We start from the raw sequence: 17188 nt of genomic DNA on the forward strand, positions 1-17188 counted from the left end.
AAGATGAGATTTCCCATCGCGTCAAGCGAGTAAGATCCCTCAGAGATGATGAGGTTGATAGGTCTGGTGTGGAAGCGTGGCGACACGTGGAGCTGACAGATACTAATCGATCGAGGACTTAACCACACATAATGAACGCTGACGAACATCGTCACGTCCTGTGACAACGTCAGCCACTAGCACATCCTGTGCGTCGCGTTTTCAAGAAAGACATTATCTGGTTTTGAAGGAATAGTTTCCTTCAAATGAGTCTGCGCCTGTGTCTGACGAGCAACGCTCTGTCGTATGCTTCCTCGGCGCAAGCTAACCAAAGATGAATAATCAAGTAGCACAGCTTGGTGACGACAGCGAAGAGGTCACACCCGTTCCCATGCCGAACACGGAAGTTAAGCTCTTCAGCGCCAATGGTAATTGGGGGCTTCCCCCTGTGAGAGTAGGACGTCGCCAAGCTGTAAAAAGGTGAAACGTACATTTATCTGTCGTTTCATCTTTTTTTATTGTTTATAAAAGTATTGCTCCATATTTTGTATGATAAATTAAAAATTCCAAATTGTGAATTAAGGTTTATTCAAGAATCGGGCAGGATTCTGGAATAAGCCCATATTATTTTTTTAAAGGAATACCTTGCTTTATTAGGTAATATATTATATAAAAGAAATAGGAGGTGTAAAAATTGGAAATTAATAAAGAAGTGTTAAAAGGTCATATTGATACCCTAATTCTTGCGTTATTACATAGTAGAGATATGTACGGCTATGAATTGGCAAAATTAGTAAGAGAAAAGAGCGACAATCAATTTGAATTAAAAGAAGGTACGCTTTACTTATCTTTAAAGAGATTAGAAAAAAACAAATGGATCTCATCCTACTGGGGAGATGAACAAGGACCAGGAGGGAGAAGAAAGTATTATAAACTCACATCATTAGGTGAAGAAGGTTTTGAAAAAAAACGTGCCGAATGGCGATTTATAAAAAATGTTATTGATTCTTTTTTGGAGGGGGAAAAGAATTATGAAGCAAATTGATGCATTTGTAGAATCGGTTTATCAAAACGTCAGGGGTAGTGAAAAAGAAATCATTGAATTAAAAGCAGAAATGAAAAACCATCTTTTAGAAACTGTCCAAGACTTGCTAAATGAAGGGAAGTCAGAGCAAGAAGCAGTTACGATAGCCATCGAAAGATTCGGTGGTGAAAATGAAGTCCGTTCAGTAGTAAATCAATTGTTCAAGGTACAAAAGATATTTGCCAAAAGATTGCTATACATTGCTATTGGTGTCCTTGTTATTACAGTAATTATTTTTAGTTCCTACTGGGTTAAAGCACAATCAAATGCAAATGAGTTATCAATCATTAGAACTGCTATAAATGATGTAATGGAAAATGAGGAATCAATTACACTAGAGATGGAAAAAGAGATTGAGAAGCTTGTAGAAAGTACTGATCATATATCAGAAGTTAGCATTTATGATTCTAAGGATATACGAACAGAAGGTAAGAACTTTATCCATTTTAATACAGAGTTAAAAAGTCCAGATTATCAATATGAAAGAACCCTATGGTGATGTCTAATTAAAAAAAGAATGCATTTAAATAATTAATTCAACAAACGGGGCATATCGGAAGCAAGGATATGTCTCTTTATTATGAAATTATGATTGAGTTAGATCAGATAATTTGAAATAATTGGTATTAAGTGAATACTGTTTAAATAAAATCAGGGTTTAGAAAAAGGGGATACGTGCAAATGAATGAGGAGTTACAAATCTATATTGCTTGTATAGTAATCATACCACTTCTTATTTTATTATTGGGTACCAACTGCTAATACCTGAAGGATGGGGGGTCATAGTTATAGTTTACTTTCTGTCTCTAATATCAACCCATTTAGTCAGTAATAAAATACAATCTATGTTCCGCTAAGGGGGCGATTGCTGCACAAAATTGATCACCTTTTTTGAAGGATTAGACAGTCATCTGGAAGATTAATGTTGGAGATAGAAAATATAAAAAGTCAGGAGTGAGAGCAATTAATTCAACAATAGGTTATTTAATAGTTGCTATAATAACTTGGATTATTCATGATTTGATAACAACTAGGGTAAATCCTTATTTTGGAGAAGGTAGTGTATTAGATTACATTATTGATATCGGCATCTTTACAATTATTTATTTTATTTTCTACCTGGGTTTTAAAACCATATTTAAAAGAGTTAGTACATAAGAAGTTTCAGAATGAACTTGAGCAAACGGGGGCATATCCGAAGTAACGCTATCACCTTTTATTATTTAATGATTGAGTAAGATTTGAAATTTTGAAATAATTGGTATTAAATGAATGCTGTTTAATTAGAAACAGGGTTTAGAAAAAGGGGATACGTGCAAATGAATGAGGAGTTACAAATCTATATTGCTTGTATAGTAATCATACCACTTCTTATCACTTTTATTATTGGGTACCAACTGCTAATACCTGAAGGATGGGGGTTCATAGTTATAGTTTACTTTCTGTCTCTAATATCAACCCATTTGATCAGTCATAAATTCAATCTATGTTCTGCTAAAGGGGACAATTCCGAAATAAGGGGGAGTGTTATCTGAAGAAAAGTATGATTTTTACATTTTTAATTATGTTATCGATAATCCTAACAGCATGCTTGAAAGAGGCAGAAAATCAATCATTAAATAAAGAAATGATCGAAGAGTTAAAAAATGGGAAGATCGTTAATACACCCTTAAGATTAGACAGGAAAATTACGATGACAGATGTTGAAAAAGAGTGGGGAAAACCGGATGAACATCATGATCATGAAGATATTCAGACTTATGTTTACGTTAAAAATAACAAACGATATGTGATTGCAGAAGATGAACTAAAACAAGTTTATCGTATCGGAGTTGAACTAAATGTAACAAAATCCGAAATAGAGAAGAAAATGGGGAAACCAACCAACAAATCAGGGAAAATATTATCCTATCATCTAACCGGCTACCTCATTACCTTCGAAAAAATGAATGAGCATACATGGACCTTAAATTTACTAAGAAACGACTGAAAAAAGCCGATGTTTTTTGATTCTCTCGCTAAACGCTCACGTGTATTTAAAAGTGCCTCCTGTTATCAAAAAAAGGAACTTATCAATCGGGAACTAATGAGTGCAAATGAAAAAGTTACAAGAGGACAGGTGTTTAGATGAAAAGGCTAGTAATTATCACAGTCGGTAAGACCCATAGTGGGAAAACGACTTTTGCTAAAGATTTAGAACAACAGTTGGACAACTCCCTTGTGATTGATCAGGACAATCATGCGGAATTCATCAATACCCATTATAAAACCTTACTACCAAAAGAAGGGCCTAATACAATCAAGTATGCTCTCACCCAGACGATTGTTGATTATGCGGTTAACCAGACCAACTGTCATCTCATTCTTTGCAACTCCAACCGTGCTCGTAATACTCGGTTGGAGTTACTCGACAACTTTCATGATAGAGGATTTATCAGCATCCTTGTTGATTTTGATATTCCAGATCATGTTCTTCAAGCTCGGATTGCTGAAAGTCAGCGCAGTACAATGATATTCAGGAGTGCATCTACTTTTCATGAAGTGCTTATTCGTCAACAGGCTGAGTCTCATAAAGCTAATATAAGGGGACCGATAGAAGGAGAAAGCGATCATTTATTTACCATCAAAAGTTCTGATGAAGTTCAGTTTGTTATTCGAAGAATTGTAGATATCGCTCATAATCTAAGATGATTTTCTGCTCATTGATGTTTTGCTGTTTATGCGAGTGAGAACCCTAAGGATGGGAATCGTGAAAGATTTAAAGAGAGAATATCCAGTACTTGAAGGGACGAATATCATCGGAAAATAAAAATGAAAAATAAAGGCCTGTTCATTGATACAATCAATAGTATTTTAAATTTCATATTTAAGTTGGTTTTTAGATAGTTAAGGCGGTATTTGATTTCTGGAAATTTGAAAGCAGTTACAGGAGAGGAAGTACGGATGAAGTTTTATATTGCATCAAGTTTTAAAAATATTGATATAGTGCGTTACATAAGTGAACAGTTAATCGCCAAAGGATACATACAGACATTCGATTGGACCAAGCATGAAAAAGCTTCGACATTTGAAGAACTGAAACAAATTGGAGAGCAAGAAAAAGATGCTGTGATCGAATCTGATTTTATCGTGGTCATATTACCAGCGGGCAAGGGGAGTCATATTGAATTAGGTATTGCTCTGGGACTTAACAAGAAAGTTATCCTTTTCTCTCCAAACAACGAAGTGTATGATTTTTCAGCCACCAGCACTTTTTATCATTTACCTGAAGTTGATCATGTTACTGGGACCATAGATGAGTTGGTGGCTTTTTTGCATTTAAAGAAAGTATAAAATACTTTCTTCAATACAAGTACAACTAAGGTTCAGCCTTTACCAAGTTTTCTTTAACGACAAATGATAAATGTAGCTATTACTTTTATAGGGGTAATCTTTTTCCTATTAAACGCTATGTACAGAAGTGTATGATTAAAATGAATTAAAATAATGTAGGCTTGGGGAGATGTTTTATGAAGATCAAACTAGATGATTTGACAGGAACCGAAGTGTCTAAGTTGGTGAACGGACATCTCCAGGGTATGACCCTGCATTCTCCTCCAGAGAGTATCCATGCATTGAATCTTGAGGCATTGCAGCAACCAGAGATTACATTCTGGAGCGTTTGGGAGGAAGATGTATTAGTCGGTTGCGGGGCTTTAAAAGAACTTGATGATAAACATGGAGAAGTCAAATCAATGCGAACTTCTTCATCATATCTAAGAAAAGGTGTTGCCAAACAACTCCTAGAACATATTATCGGAGAAGCCCAGCGACGGGGTTATCAGCGGTTGAGTTTGGAAACAGGTTCAATGGATGCTTTTGAACCAGCCAGGAAGCTATATAAGGGATTCGGTTTTGAATATTGCAAGCCGTTTTCTGATTATATGGAGGACCCGAACAGTGTTTTTATGACCAGGGAACTATGAGTTTCATTATTCTACAATCATGAAAGGAAGTTTTGAAATGAAGATCATCGAAGGCAACAGATCCTTTAATTTAGATGAATTTCTTAAGAAACCCTTATTCGCTCATCTTTCTACTTTGTCACCGGAAGGACCAAGGGAATCACCTGTATGGTTCTATTGGGAAGATGAAAGCATTTATATTATCGGGACACCTTCTTCAGATAGCTTTCCAGGACGAATAGAAGAAAATCCTGAGTGTGCAATTGGTATTGTGGATCTCGACCATACCACAGGTAAAGTATTGCACGCAGGGTTTCGAGGCAGTGCGACGGTAGAGACTTTTGATAAACGGATTGCAACACGCTTACTAGAGCGTTATTTAGGTTGTGAAGAAGAAAAATGGGATCCCAGGTTCCAGGGTTTAGGGAACAGTAATATTCTAATTAAATTTGTCCCTCAAACTGTCGTTGTACGAGACCAATCCTTCATCCCGAGTATATAGGGTTGCTACGTTACATAAAGAAGGAAGCCCAGGTGAGTAATAACCTGGGTTCCGTAACTTCTTTAATTTGTTTGATCTGCAAGTTTCACTAGCACATGCGCCATGTGTTGACGTTCTTCTTCGTTGGCTACGTTCCATAACTCATTCAGCACTTTTTCTTCACGATTTCGAGGATCTTCGTGTTTCGCTAAGTAATCAGCAACACGTTTAGCGCCTTTAGTGAGCCCTTCTTCTCCAAGTCCAAGCTTTTCACCCCTGTGGACTTGATCTCCTAGATAATTTTTAAACGTTTCGAAGTTTTGCATGATATCATCTTTTTTATCTTCGCTCATTTGAGCAGCTGCTTGTTTTGGATCTTTTTCGAACATATTGAAAGCCCTCCTTCAACGGTAGTACTTACATTTACCTTAAAAGAGAGTTGTATAAACATCCTTGAATCAGCTTACAAATTGGAAAGTCCTAAAGGGTAATCGAATAACCCTTTTTTGTATAGGTTGGGGATTTAGGTTCAGACTAAGGAAAAATAGTTTTGGAGGATTTCATGGTGGGAATTTTTAAACCCTTTCACGGAAATGAAAAGCTTACCGCAGCTGAAATCGGTAAACTGTGGGTAACGTATACAGGAAATACGATGGGGAAATGTGTGCTAAGCCACTTTGTAAAGAATGTTGAGGATGAGAACATCAAAAAAGTTGTGGAACAAGCAATCGATTTAAGTGAAGAATTCATTCAAAGGATAGAGGATATTTTTATTCCGGAGAATTTTCCGATTCCCGTCGGCTTCACGGAGAAAGATGTTAATCCAGATGCTCCAAGGTTATTTTCAGATCAGTTTTATCTTCATTATCTAAGGTATGTGTGTAAAGCTGGTCTCAGCATCTATTCGATTGCCATCCCTTTGATGTCGAGAAAGGATATAAGGGAATTTTTTGCGGATTGTTCAACAAAAACAGCAAATCTTATTAGAGAAGTTAATGAAATACTGATGGCCAAAGGTTCTCTGACAAAACCGGTTCAGATTCCCATACCTGAAGAAGTGGATTTTGTTGAGAAACACTATTATCTGAATGGCTTCATGGGGAACGTAAGGCCTCTCCATGCATTGGAAATCACACACCTTTTCGATAATATCGATAATAATGTGACCAGTAAGGCATTATTGATTGGATTTAGCCAGGTGGCAAAGAGGAGACAGATTCGGCAATATTTATTAAGAGGGAAAAAGATCACGAACAAACATATCATGGCTAATTCACAAAAGCTGAATAATGATAATTTGCCTGCTCCACCCCTGTTGGATCATCTCGTAACTACTTCTACTGTACCGACTTTTTCTGATAAACTTATGCTCGCACACAAAATCGACATGTTTTCCATGAAAATCCGTGCTTGTGGCAATGCGATGTCCCTGAACGGAAGACGGGACTTAGGTGGAATGTATGCAAAGATGTTAACAGACATCGCTTTATATGTTGAAGATGGCGCTCAAATCATGATTAGTCATGGATGGATGGAAAAGCCGCCTCAAACGGTGGATCGTGATAAACTTAAAAATACTGACCAAAAACATAAACAATCGAAGCAATGAAAAGGCTTGTCTTCCAAGCCTTTTTTTCTTTTGAACAATTTAAGGCAACTAAGGCTCGGCCTGCGCTAAAGATTGGATTTGCAAAGTTTTCTTTATATGTAATCATGAAACTCCCGAAAAATTCCAGGTATTTTTGAAATGATTTAGCGACTTTTTCTTTTTTTCTACAATAATTTCATGCTATCCTTAGAGTTACAAAAATTGAAAGTTGTGTTTGGAGGTTTAACCTGTGTTTGAAAATGGTTTGGTGCTTATTGCAATCATCTTGATCATCAATATCGTTTATGTGACGTTCTTTACTTTACGTATGATTTTGACGCTTAAAAATCAACGGTACCTGGCTGCGGCAGTAAGTGTATTCGAAGTACTTATCTATGTCATCGGTCTTGGCATTGTCCTTGAAAACTTGAATGAAATCCAAAACTTGATTGCGTATGCCGTCGGGTATGGAATCGGTGTCATTGTCGGGATGAAAATTGAAGAAAAACTGGCGTTAGGGTATATTACCGTTAACGTGATCACGAAGGATTTCGATTCGAACATTCCAAATGCACTCCGGGATAAAGGCTATGGGGTGACTAACTGGTTGGCGGATGGCCGGGAAGGTCCTCGTTTGATGATGGAAATCCTGACCTCACGTAAATCAGAACATAATCTGTATAACAGTGTGAAAAGTCTTGATCCGAAAGCGTTCATCATTTCGCATGAGCCTAAAGCGTTCTATGGAGGGTTCTGGGTCAAGTCGATTCGGAGGTAAAGACACATGGATAAAAAGAAGCCGAAAAAGAAGAAATTCGAAGTATTGGAGAACGAGACGATTGCAAGCTGTCTCGACCGGATGAAGGAAGAAGGCTACATGCCTGTCCGTCGGATGGAGGAACCAGTCTTTCAAGAAAATAATCAAAATGGTAAAAAAGAAGTGGAAGTTTTGCGTCAAAAAGTGATTTTTGAAGGGAAATTGCAGTAAAACCCGAACATTAAATATAAATATGAAACTATCGTTCGATTTTTCGTTGACATAGCCGTTTTTCCATTGTTACAATATAACTGGAATTAAGACTCTCATATAATCTTGGGGATAGGGCCCATAAGTTTCTACCCGGTGACCGTAAATCATTGGACTATGAGAGAAAGCGATAGGTATGCTCACGAAATGATAGATGACCGTGCGATGCCCAGGATTTTTTATGCTTTCTCATCATTAAAGAGAAACTTTCAGAATCCTGGGCATTTTTACGTTTTAAAGAGTAATCTACTCCCTTTCAACGGGAAGATTTTAACACGACAATAGGAAGGTTTGGTGAAATGGATGAATCCAAAAATCGGCGTCATCATGGGAAGCACATCCGATTGGGAAACGATGAAACATGCATGTGACATTTTAGATGAGTTGGAGGTCCCTTATGAAAAGCAAGTGGTCTCAGCGCACCGGACACCAGACCTGATGTTCCAATATGCAGAAGATGCAAGAGCACGTGGATTGAAAGTTATCGTGGCAGGAGCTGGCGGTGCAGCGCATCTTCCGGGAATGGTCGCAGCAAAGACGACGTTACCGGTCATCGGGGTACCCGTCCAATCGAAAGCACTCAATGGCCTGGATTCACTTTTATCGATTGTCCAAATGCCCGGTGGTGTACCGGTTGCGACAGTGGCGATCGGAAAAGCAGGTGCAACCAACGCAGGACTTTTAGCAGCTCAGATCATCGGAACGAATGATGAAGAGGTTGCGGCACGATTACAAGCACGTCAAGAAAAGGTTCGTGAAAAAGTACTGGAAAGCAGTGGTGATTTGAAATGACTCAACCAATCGTCCCTCCAAAAACAATCGGAATCCTTGGCGGGGGTCAGCTCGGACGTATGATGGCGATCGCTGCAAAGGAGATAGGCTTCAAGGTGGCCACGGTCGATCCGACTGAAGGTTCCCCTTGCGGTTTGATCGCAGACATTGAAATCGTCGGAGATTATGCGAGTGAAGAGGCGCGAAACAAGCTTGCAGAAGTGAGCGATGTCATCACATATGAATTTGAAAATGTCGATCTTACTACAGCCAGATGGCTTGAAAAGCATCATCATCTTCCGCAGGGAAGCAATCTATTGAAAGTCACACAAGACCGGGCGGAGGAAAAAGCGACGCTGGAAAAAATCGGCGTCCAGGTTGCCCCTTATCAACTGGTGGAACAGAAAGCCGAATTGGAAACGGCGCTTGAGAACGTCGATTACCCGGCCATTTTAAAAACGACACGGGGCGGATACGACGGGAAAGGGCAAGTTGTACTCGATTCACCGGACGATTTGAAGAAGGCGAAAGGGCTTTTAGAAAGCGGTCAACCTTGCGTCCTCGAAAAGAAAATCAATTTTATGAAAGAAATCTCAGTGATTGTTGCCCGAAATACCTCAGGTGATGCCGAGACGTTCCCGGTTGCGGAAAACATCCATAAAGACAACATTTTATATCAGTCGATCGTGCCGGCACGGATTTCTGATGACAATATAACAGAAGCAGAATCATTAGCGCGGAAGATTGCGGATGGACTTGATCTCGTCGGAACACTGGCTGTCGAAATGTTTCTGACAGAAAACGAAGGCATCTACATCAATGAACTTGCTCCAAGACCGCATAACTCAGGTCATTACACGATCGAGGGATGCATGGTGTCCCAGTTTCAGCAGCATATCCGCGCAATCTGCGGATGGAAGCTCGGCAAGCCGAATTTGGTAAAACCGAGCGTAATGGTGAACCTACTAGGGGAAGACGCGGCGAAAATCCTGGATATCGCACCGCTCTTCGATGATGTGCACCTCCACCTTTATGAAAAGAAAGAGATCAAAGATAAGCGGAAGATGGGGCATTTCACGATTATTGATGAAACACTGAATAAGGCAGTCGATAAAGCAGAAACAATAATGGAAAACTTGCAGAAACCACCAAAACATAAGCTGGAGGAAGTCAAATGATCGAACGTTATACAAGACCTGAAATGGGATCGATTTGGACAGAGGAAAACAAATTCAAAGCATGGCTCGAGGTTGAAATCCTTGCTTGTGAAGCATGGGCAGAGCTTGGTGACATTCCGAAAGAGGATGTCGTGAAGCTCCGCGAAAACGCATCCTTCGATGTGAACCGGATCCACGAAATCGAGGAACAGACACGTCATGATGTTGTCGCTTTTACAAGAGCGGTATCCGAAACACTAGGCGAAGAGCGCAAATGGGTCCATTATGGCCTGACTTCAACAGACGTCGTCGACACAGCACTCTCTTACTTGATCAAGCAGGCCAACGAAATCCTTTTACGCGATGTTGACAATTTCATCGAGGTTTTAAAGGAGAAAGCGAAAGAACACAAATACACGGTGATGATGGGTAGAACGCATGGTGTTCATGCCGAGCCGACGACATTCGGCTTGAAGCTCGCGCTCTGGTACGAAGAGATGAAGCGTAACAAGGAACGTTTGGAACAGGCGGTCGAAGGGATCCGCTTCGGAAAGCTCTCCGGTGCGGTCGGAACCTATGCAAACATCCCACCGTTCGTTGAAGAATATGTGTGTGAAAAACTTGGCTTGAACCGTGCGCCGGTTTCGACCCAGACGTTACAACGTGACCGCCATGCCCACTACATTTCAACTTTGGCGCTGGTCGCGACTTCGGTAGAAAAATTCGCAACAGAGATCCGTGGATTGCAAAAGAGTGAAACGCGTGAAGTCGAGGAGTTTTTCGCAAAAGGGCAAAAAGGGTCCTCAGCGATGCCGCATAAACGGAATCCGGTTGGATCAGAGAACATGACAGGACTTGCACGTGTGATCCGCGGTCATATGGTGACAGCGATGGAAAACGTATCCCTCTGGCATGAACGTGATATTTCGCACTCATCCGCCGAGCGGGTGATCATTCCAGACAGCACGATTCTGTTGAATTACATGCTGAACCGGTTCTCGAACATCGTGAAGAACTTGACGGTGTTCCCTGAAAACATGAAGCGAAACATGACTCGGACATACGGTTTGATCTACTCGCAGCGTGTCTTGCTTTCTTTGATCGATAAAGGCATGAACCGTGAAGAGGCGTATGACCTCGTCCAGCCGAAAGCGATGGAAGCCTGGGAGAGAGGCATCCAGTTCCGCGAGTTGATCGAAGCGGAACCGCGTGTGACAGAAATGCTTACACCTGCTGAAATCGAAGACTGCTTCGATTATAACTACCACGTACGTGAAGTGGACAATATCTTCAAACGTGTCGGGTTGGAGTAACGCTTCAATCTGGAAGTGAATTTCGCAAAATCAACAATAAAAAGCCTACATTCTTAGAGGAGGAACCGAGATGGAAAAACAGGCATTGCTGTATGAGGGGAAAGCGAAACGGATTTATCAGACGGAAAATCCTGAACTCGTCTGGATCGAGTACAAAGATGAAGCAACGGCATTCAACGGCGAGAAGAAGACGACGATCACAGGAAAAGGGAAGCTGAACAATGAAATTTCCTCGCTTTTATTCGAAATACTGCATGAAGCGGGCATTGAATCGCATTTTGTAAGAAAGCTTTCCGAGACCGAACAGCTCGTGAAAAATGTCCAGATCATCCCGCTTGAAGTGGTCGTCCGCAATGTAGCGGCAGGCTCGCTTGCCAACCGACTGGGAATGGAAGAGGGTGAACTGCTGCCGGAAACCATCGTCGAGTTTTACTATAAGAACGACGACCTTGGCGATCCTTTGCTGACACGCGATCACATCCGTGTGCTCGGCTTGGTCGAAGAGACGGAGCTTTCATTGCTTCGCCAGAAAGGTCTTGCGGTCAATGAAGTCCTTGTCCCGTATTTTAAAAAGCTCAATATCGATCTTGTCGATTTTAAGCTGGAGTTCGGGATAGGACCTGACGGAGAAGTATTGCTTGCGGATGAAATTTCACCGGATACATGCCGCCTGTGGGATGCGGACACGAAGGAAAAGCTCGACAAAGACGTTTTCCGCCGCGATCTTGGCAGTTTGACGGAAACCTACGCGAAGCTGTTGGAGCGGCTGACTGTCGCGCGCTGATCTGCGTTTTGTAGTTCGAGGAGGTATTTTTGTCGTTATTTTCACGTTTTTGTCGTTATTTTCACGTTTTTGTCGTTTTTTTCTCATTTTTGTAGTTAAATCCGTATTTTTGAAAAAAAAACCTGAATTTTTGTAGTTCGCATCGTGATTTTTTCGTTCAGGCGTACGTGAGAGTTCACCAAAGCAGAAATTTTTCAATAACGAAGCTTTTTTCACGAAAAAAGCAACAAATTTCCATCAAATCTAAAGAAAACTCGGGGAGGCCGATTTCATGTATAACGTAAAAGTGTTTGTGACTTTGAAGGAGAGCGTTTTAGATCCACAGGGGGCTGCTGTGAAGGATTCACTTCACCGTCTTTCCTATCAATCCGTAGAGGACGTCCGGATCGGGAAATACATTGAATTGACGCTGAAAAAAGAAGACGGAGACATCGACGCTCAAGTCCGTGAAATATGTGAAAAGCTGCTCGCGAACACAGTGATCGAAGACTTTACGTATGAAATCGAGGAGGTCGTCCCTCAATGAGATTCGCAGTCGTCGTTTTTCCAGGTTCCAACTGTGATGTTGATATGTACCATGCGATCAAAGATGAGCTTGGCGAAGAAGTCGAGTATGTCTGGCATGATGACGAAGAGCTGAGTTCATTTGACGGAATCCTCATCCCAGGCGGATTCTCGTATGGAGATTACTTGCGCGGTGGGGCTATCGCTCGTTTTTCGAATGTCATGGACTCGATCCATAAGGCGAACAAAGCTGGGAAACCGATCCTCGGTGTCTGTAACGGTTTCCAGATCCTTCTCGAAGCGGGACTGCTCCCAGGCGCGATGCAGCGCAATGAGAAACTGAAGTTCATCTGCCGCCAGGTCGAGCTTACCGTCGAGAATAACGAAACAGTTTTTACAAGTCTATATGAAAAAGGTGAGAAAATCACGATTCCTGTCGCACATGGAGAAGGAAACTATTATTGTGATGAGGATACGTATGGAAGATTAGTAGAAAACAAGCAGATCGCATTCCGATATGGCACGAATATCAATGGATCAAGGCATGATATCGCAGGGATCACCAATGATAAAGGGAATGTCCTCGGAATGATGCCGCATCCAGAACGGGCAGTCGATGAACTGCTCGGCAGTAAAGACGGGCTGAAATTATTTCAATCAATCGTGAAAGCTTGGAGGGAAGCACATGTCTTATCCACATGAACCTACTGCACAAATGATCAAGGAACAGAAGCTCTATCAAGAGATGGGCTTGAACGATGAAGAGTTTGCGATGGTTGAATCGATCCTCGGGAGGTCACCGAACTATACTGAAACCGGGTTATTCTCGGTCATGTGGTCCGAGCATTGCAGCTACAAGAACTCGAAACCTGTTTTGCGCAAGTTCCCGACAGACGGAAAGCGTGTCCTTCAAGGACCAGGGGAGGGTGCTGGAATCGTCGATATCGGGGACGATCAAGCGGTTGTCTTTAAAATCGAAAGCCACAACCACCCGTCCGCGATCGAGCCGTATCAAGGGGCTGCGACCGGAGTCGGCGGAATCATCCGTGACGTCTTTTCGATGGGTGCGCGTCCAGTAGCACTTCTCAACTCGCTTCGTTTTGGTGAACTGAGCTCAGGACGTGTGAAGTATTTGTTCGAAGAAGTTGTCGCTGGGATTGCAGGCTATGGAAACTGTATCGGTATTCCGACGGTCGGCGGTGAGGTCCAGTTCGACGCTTCGTACGAAGGAAATCCGCTTGTGAACGCCATGTGTGTCGGTGTCATCGACCATAAGGATATCCAGAAAGGACAGGCGAACGGGATCGGCAACTCGGTCATGTATGTCGGTGCCCGTACGGGTCGTGATGGGATCCATGGTGCGACATTCGCGTCTGAAGAATTGACCGATGCTTCTGACGAAAAACGCCCGGCGGTCCAGGTCGGCGATCCGTTCATGGAGAAGCTTTTACTTGAAGCATGCTTAGAGCTTGTCCAATGTGATGCGCTTGTCGGCATCCAGGACATGGGAGCGGCGGGACTCACGTCGTCATCCAGTGAAATGGCGAGTAAATCAGGAGTCGGGATCGAAATGGATTTAGATCTCGTACCGCAGCGTGAAACGAATATGACACCATATGAAATGATGCTTTCCGAATCTCAAGAACGTATGTTGATCGTCGTAAAAAAAGGACGCGAAGACGAGATCGTCAAGATTTTTGACAAATGGGGCCTTGAAGCGGTGACGATCGGAAACGTCATCGAGGAAAAAGAGCTTCGCCTCCTCCACAAAGGGGAAGTCGTCGCGAACGTACCGGTTGACGCGCTAGCTGAGGAAGCTCCGGTTTATCACAAGCCGAGTACAGTTCCAGCGTATTATGAAGCGTTCCAAAACCAAGAAACCTACGTTCCGAACGTAGCTGATTATAAAGAAACATTATTGAAACTGTTGGCACAGCCGACGATTGCGAGCAAGTCCTGGGTGTTTGACCAGTATGATCATATGGTCCGCACAAGCACGGTCGTTTCCCCAGGTTCCGATGCAGCTGTCGTCCGGATTCGCGGCACACGCAAAGCGCTTGCGATGACGACGGATTGTAACTCTCGCTATCTATATCTTGATCCAGAGGTTGGTGGAAAAATCGCGGTTGCAGAAGCGGCGCGGAATATTGTCTGCTCAGGTGGTGAGCCGCTTGCGATCACAGACTGCCTGAACTTCGGTAACCCTGAAAAACCTGAAATCTTCTGGCAGCTCGAAAAAGCGGTCGATGGTATGAGTGAAGCGTGCCGTACCCTTTCAACACCGGTCATCAGCGGAAATGTGTCGTTGTACAACGAAACGAACGGTGTCGCGGTTTATCCGACGCCGGTAGTTGGTATGGTCGGACTTGTCCATGACCTTGATCACGTGACGACCCAATCGTTTAAAAAGGCTGGCGACGTCATCTACATGATCGGTGAAACGAAGCCTGAGTTTTCCGGAAGTGAACTTCAGAAAGTGTTGGAAGGTAAGATCTTCGGAAAAGCTCCAGCGCTTGATATAGAAAAAGAAGCAAGCTATCAATCTCAGCTTTTAAAAGCGATTCAGGAAGGTTTAGTCCAATCTGCACATGACGTAGCAGAAGGCGGCGTCGCGGTTGCGATTGCTGAGAGTATGATGGAAGGCGAGCTTGGTGCATCTGTGACCTTGAAAGGTGAGGAAGTCGCTGCGTTATTCAGTGAATCTCAATCTCGTTTCCTCGTATCGGTCAAACCAGAAAACGTCAAGCAGTTTGAAAAATCAGTAGATGCAACGGAAATCGGTGTTGTGCTTGATCGCCCGGCATTACGTATCGAATCTGAAACTGGAAGTGAACTCATCTCAGCAACGAAAGAGGAGCTTGAGACAGCTTGGAAAGGAGCCATTCCATGTTTGCTGACATCAAAGGTCTAAACGAAGAGTGCGGTGTGTTCGCCATCTGGGGTCACCACGAGGCGGCTCAACTCACGTATTACGGCTTGCACAGCCTCCAGCATCGTGGTCAGGAAGGCGCAGGTATTGCGGTGACAGACGGTGAAGCTGTGAAATTCCATAAAAACAGCGGACTCGTAACGGAGGTGTTCAACCGTGGAGAGCTATCTTCGCTTACAGGAAAAGCTGCGATCGGGCATGTGCGTTATTCAACGGCCGGCGGTTCGGAGTTTGCAAATGTCCAGCCGCTCGTCTTCCAATCCCAGCGTGGCGCTCTTGCGCTTGCTCATAACGGGAATCTTGTGAACGCGAATATGCTCAAACAGCAGTTGGAAGCTCAGGGAAGTATTTTTCAAACGACTTCCGATACGGAGGTGCTCGCGCATCTCATTAAGCGAAGCGGTCTCTTCAATCTACGCGATCAGGTGAAAAACGCCCTATCGATGATCAAAGGGGCTTACGCGTTCGTGATCATGACAGAAGACGGAATCATGGCAGCCCAGGATCCAAACGGCTTGCGTCCGCTTTCTCTTGGTAAAATCGGCGATGCTTACGTCGTCGCTTCGGAAACGTGTGCGTTCGATGTCATCGGAGCGGAGTATATCCGTGACGTCCGTCCGGGAGAGCTGTTGGTCATTAACGACGACGGGGTGGAGAGTGACACGTTCACTTCATCGACGAACCGCGCGATCTGCAGCATGGAGTACATTTATTTTTCCCGTCCGGACAGCCATATCGACGAAATCAACATCCATACAGCCCGTAAAAATCTTGGGAAACGTCTGGCAGCAGAAGCTTTTGTTGAAGCGGACGTCGTCACAGGAGTTCCAGATTCAAGCATCTCAGCAGCAATCGGGTACGCCGAAGCAGCCGGGATTCCGTATGAACTCGGGTTGATCAAGAACCGCTATGTCGGGCGTACGTTCATCCAGCCTTCCCAGGAATTGAGGGAACAGGGTGTGAAAATGAAGCTTTCGCCGGTGCGCGGAATCGTTGAAGGAAAACGTGTTGTCATGGTCGATGACTCGATTGTTCGTGGAACGACAAGCCGCCGGATTGTGCAGATGCTTCGGGATGCTGGTGCGAAAGAGGTCCACGTGCGGATCAGTTCGCCGCCGATCGCGCACCCTTGCTATTACGGAATCGACATTTCGTCGAAAGAAGAGCTGATCGCCTCGAATTATTCAGTCGAGGAGATCCGTGAAATCATCGGTGCAGATACGCTTGAATATTTGAGCATCGATGGCATGATGGATGCAATCGGACGTAACCCGAACGAGCAGAACTGCGGGCAATGCCTCGGCTGTTTTACAGGTAAATACCCGACGGAAATCTACCCAGACACCGTCTTACCACACGAAAAAGAACTTGTTTATAAATAAAGATTCGTTAACGGACACAGGAGACCTTATTTGGCCAAAACAATAGTGTTTTACAAAGCTAACGGACACCAGAGACCTTATTTGATCAAATCTGATGAAAAAAGCTGTAATTTATGAAAATAAGAGCGCTCATGTCCGTTAACTTGCCAGATTACTGCTTTTTGTCACAAATAACGGCGCTCATGTCCGTTAATTTTCTAATCGTTCAATAAAATCCTAAGCTAATCAAAGGTCCAGGGAGGAAA

Annotated in this window: 19 protein-coding genes, 2 rRNA genes and 1 riboswitch; of the genes, 20 read left to right on the forward strand and 1 reads right to left on the reverse strand. The window is 43.0% G+C overall.

The window, feature by feature from the left end:
- The 9 genes from N8M93_RS19540 to N8M93_RS19580 form a co-directional block, all read left to right on the forward strand.
- Positions 1-126: ribosomal RNA gene (locus N8M93_RS19540) — 23S ribosomal RNA — on the forward strand; the annotation flags it as partial.
- A 208-nt stretch (positions 127-334) separates the two neighbouring features.
- Positions 335-450 (forward strand): 5S ribosomal RNA (gene rrf / locus N8M93_RS19545).
- A 223-nt stretch (positions 451-673) separates the two neighbouring features.
- The gene (locus N8M93_RS19550) at positions 674-1024 is read left to right on the forward strand and encodes a PadR family transcriptional regulator (RefSeq protein ID WP_261134313.1); all 351 of its coding nucleotides are present in this window, start codon (positions 674-676) and stop codon (positions 1022-1024) included.
- Positions 1011-1562 carry a permease prefix domain 1-containing protein gene (locus tag N8M93_RS19555; protein ID WP_261134314.1) on the forward strand — a complete coding sequence of 184 codons (552 nt, stop codon included), beginning with the start codon at positions 1011-1013 and terminating at the stop codon, positions 1560-1562. Before N8M93_RS19550 ends, N8M93_RS19555 begins: the two co-directional genes overlap by 14 nt.
- A 1128-nt stretch (positions 1563-2690) precedes the next feature.
- Positions 2691-3053, forward strand: coding sequence for a YjgB family protein (locus tag N8M93_RS19560; protein WP_261134393.1), 363 nt, complete (start codon positions 2691-2693; stop codon positions 3051-3053).
- A gap of 137 nt (positions 3054-3190) precedes the next feature.
- The gene (locus tag N8M93_RS19565; protein WP_261134315.1) at positions 3191-3754 is read left to right on the forward strand and encodes an ATP-binding protein; all 564 of its coding nucleotides are present in this window, start codon (positions 3191-3193) and stop codon (positions 3752-3754) included.
- 252 nt (positions 3755-4006) lie between these two features.
- Positions 4007-4396, forward strand: a complete 390-nt coding sequence (locus N8M93_RS19570) for a nucleoside 2-deoxyribosyltransferase (protein ID WP_261134316.1) — start codon at positions 4007-4009, stop codon at positions 4394-4396.
- Positions 4397-4572: 176 nt separating this feature from the next.
- On the forward strand, positions 4573-5028 hold the full coding sequence (locus tag N8M93_RS19575; protein WP_261134317.1) for a GNAT family N-acetyltransferase: 456 nt from the start codon (positions 4573-4575) through the stop codon (positions 5026-5028).
- Positions 5029-5065: 37 nt separating this feature from the next.
- The gene (locus N8M93_RS19580; RefSeq protein ID WP_261134318.1) at positions 5066-5509 is read left to right on the forward strand and encodes a pyridoxamine 5'-phosphate oxidase family protein; all 444 of its coding nucleotides are present in this window, start codon (positions 5066-5068) and stop codon (positions 5507-5509) included.
- 62 nt (positions 5510-5571) lie between these two features.
- On the opposite strand, the gene N8M93_RS19585 is transcribed toward N8M93_RS19580, so the two are convergent.
- On the reverse strand, positions 5572-5877 hold the full coding sequence (locus tag N8M93_RS19585; protein ID WP_261134319.1) for a DUF3243 domain-containing protein: 306 nt from the start codon (positions 5875-5877) through the stop codon (positions 5572-5574).
- Positions 5878-6050: 173 nt separating this feature from the next.
- Here N8M93_RS19585 and N8M93_RS19590 point away from each other — a divergent pair, with 173 nt between their 5' ends.
- The 11 genes from N8M93_RS19590 (at position 6051) to purF (ending at position 16943) form a co-directional block, all read left to right on the forward strand.
- Complete coding sequence (locus N8M93_RS19590; RefSeq protein ID WP_261134320.1) at positions 6051-7097, forward strand: DUF3231 family protein; 1047 nt, start codon at positions 6051-6053, stop codon at positions 7095-7097.
- A gap of 229 nt (positions 7098-7326) precedes the next feature.
- Positions 7327-7854, forward strand: coding sequence for a DUF2179 domain-containing protein (locus N8M93_RS19595; protein WP_261134321.1), 528 nt, complete (start codon positions 7327-7329; stop codon positions 7852-7854).
- Positions 7855-7860: 6 nt separating this feature from the next.
- Positions 7861-8064 (forward strand): NETI motif-containing protein, encoded by a 204-nt coding sequence (locus N8M93_RS19600; RefSeq protein WP_261134322.1) that lies wholly within the window; start codon positions 7861-7863, stop codon positions 8062-8064.
- Positions 8065-8139: 75 nt separating this feature from the next.
- A riboswitch (purine riboswitch) is annotated at positions 8140-8241 on the forward strand.
- Positions 8242-8406: 165 nt separating this feature from the next.
- Positions 8407-8895 carry a 5-(carboxyamino)imidazole ribonucleotide mutase gene (gene purE, locus N8M93_RS19605; protein WP_261134394.1) on the forward strand — a complete coding sequence of 163 codons (489 nt, stop codon included), beginning with the start codon at positions 8407-8409 and terminating at the stop codon, positions 8893-8895.
- Entirely contained in the window at positions 8892-10052 is a 1161-nt protein-coding gene (purK, locus tag N8M93_RS19610; RefSeq protein ID WP_261134323.1) for a 5-(carboxyamino)imidazole ribonucleotide synthase, read from the forward strand. Before purE ends, purK begins: the two co-directional genes overlap by 4 nt.
- A complete protein-coding gene (gene purB / locus N8M93_RS19615) occupies positions 10049-11344 on the forward strand; it encodes an adenylosuccinate lyase (protein WP_261134324.1) in 1296 nt (431 codons plus the stop codon). The genes purK and purB overlap by 4 nt, the downstream gene beginning before the upstream one ends.
- Positions 11345-11414: 70 nt before the next feature.
- On the forward strand, positions 11415-12128 hold the full coding sequence (gene purC, locus N8M93_RS19620) for a phosphoribosylaminoimidazolesuccinocarboxamide synthase (protein WP_261134325.1): 714 nt from the start codon (positions 11415-11417) through the stop codon (positions 12126-12128).
- A 271-nt stretch (positions 12129-12399) separates the two neighbouring features.
- Positions 12400-12654: a phosphoribosylformylglycinamidine synthase subunit PurS gene (gene purS, locus N8M93_RS19625; RefSeq protein WP_261134326.1), complete on the forward strand. Its 255-nt coding sequence runs from the start codon at positions 12400-12402 to the stop codon at positions 12652-12654.
- Complete coding sequence (purQ, locus tag N8M93_RS19630) at positions 12651-13334, forward strand: phosphoribosylformylglycinamidine synthase subunit PurQ (RefSeq protein WP_261134327.1); 684 nt, start codon at positions 12651-12653, stop codon at positions 13332-13334. The genes purS and purQ overlap by 4 nt, the downstream gene beginning before the upstream one ends.
- A complete protein-coding gene (gene purL / locus N8M93_RS19635) occupies positions 13318-15543 on the forward strand; it encodes a phosphoribosylformylglycinamidine synthase subunit PurL (protein ID WP_261134328.1) in 2226 nt (741 codons plus the stop codon). Before purQ ends, purL begins: the two co-directional genes overlap by 17 nt.
- A complete protein-coding gene (gene purF / locus N8M93_RS19640) occupies positions 15519-16943 on the forward strand; it encodes an amidophosphoribosyltransferase (protein WP_261134329.1) in 1425 nt (474 codons plus the stop codon). The genes purL and purF overlap by 25 nt, the downstream gene beginning before the upstream one ends.
- Positions 16944-17188: the final 245 nt, after the last annotated feature.

Source organism: Bacillus sp. Marseille-Q3570, assembly GCF_946151055.1.
Lineage (GTDB): Bacteria > Bacillota > Bacilli > Bacillales > Fictibacillaceae > Pseudalkalibacillus.

Excerpts from the sequence above, each read along its gene's own strand:
- purB (WP_261134324.1), top strand. The coding sequence starts at position 10,049 with ATGATCGAACGTTATACAAGACCTGAAATGGGATCGATTTGGACAGAG.
- N8M93_RS19570 (WP_261134316.1), top strand. The coding sequence starts at position 4,007 with ATGAAGTTTTATATTGCATCAAGTTTTAAAAATATTGATATAGTGCGT.
- purS (WP_261134326.1), top strand. The coding sequence starts at position 12,400 with ATGTATAACGTAAAAGTGTTTGTGACTTTGAAGGAGAGCGTTTTAGAT.
- purQ (WP_261134327.1), top strand. The coding sequence starts at position 12,651 with ATGAGATTCGCAGTCGTCGTTTTTCCAGGTTCCAACTGTGATGTTGAT.
- purE (WP_261134394.1), top strand. The coding sequence starts at position 8,407 with ATGAATCCAAAAATCGGCGTCATCATGGGAAGCACATCCGATTGGGAA.
- N8M93_RS19575 (WP_261134317.1), top strand. The coding sequence starts at position 4,573 with ATGAAGATCAAACTAGATGATTTGACAGGAACCGAAGTGTCTAAGTTG.
- purC (WP_261134325.1), top strand. The coding sequence starts at position 11,415 with ATGGAAAAACAGGCATTGCTGTATGAGGGGAAAGCGAAACGGATTTAT.
- N8M93_RS19555 (WP_261134314.1), top strand. The coding sequence starts at position 1,011 with ATGAAGCAAATTGATGCATTTGTAGAATCGGTTTATCAAAACGTCAGG.
- N8M93_RS19560 (WP_261134393.1), top strand. The coding sequence starts at position 2,691 with ATGATCGAAGAGTTAAAAAATGGGAAGATCGTTAATACACCCTTAAGA.
- purK (WP_261134323.1), top strand. The coding sequence starts at position 8,892 with ATGACTCAACCAATCGTCCCTCCAAAAACAATCGGAATCCTTGGCGGG.
- N8M93_RS19590 (WP_261134320.1), top strand. The coding sequence starts at position 6,051 with ATGGTGGGAATTTTTAAACCCTTTCACGGAAATGAAAAGCTTACCGCA.
- N8M93_RS19585 (WP_261134319.1), bottom strand. The coding sequence starts at position 5,877 with ATGTTCGAAAAAGATCCAAAACAAGCAGCTGCTCAAATGAGCGAAGAT.
- N8M93_RS19580 (WP_261134318.1), top strand. The coding sequence starts at position 5,066 with ATGAAGATCATCGAAGGCAACAGATCCTTTAATTTAGATGAATTTCTT.
- purL (WP_261134328.1), top strand. The coding sequence starts at position 13,318 with ATGTCTTATCCACATGAACCTACTGCACAAATGATCAAGGAACAGAAG.
- N8M93_RS19565 (WP_261134315.1), top strand. The coding sequence starts at position 3,191 with ATGAAAAGGCTAGTAATTATCACAGTCGGTAAGACCCATAGTGGGAAA.
- purF (WP_261134329.1), top strand. The coding sequence starts at position 15,519 with ATGTTTGCTGACATCAAAGGTCTAAACGAAGAGTGCGGTGTGTTCGCC.
- N8M93_RS19600 (WP_261134322.1), top strand. The coding sequence starts at position 7,861 with ATGGATAAAAAGAAGCCGAAAAAGAAGAAATTCGAAGTATTGGAGAAC.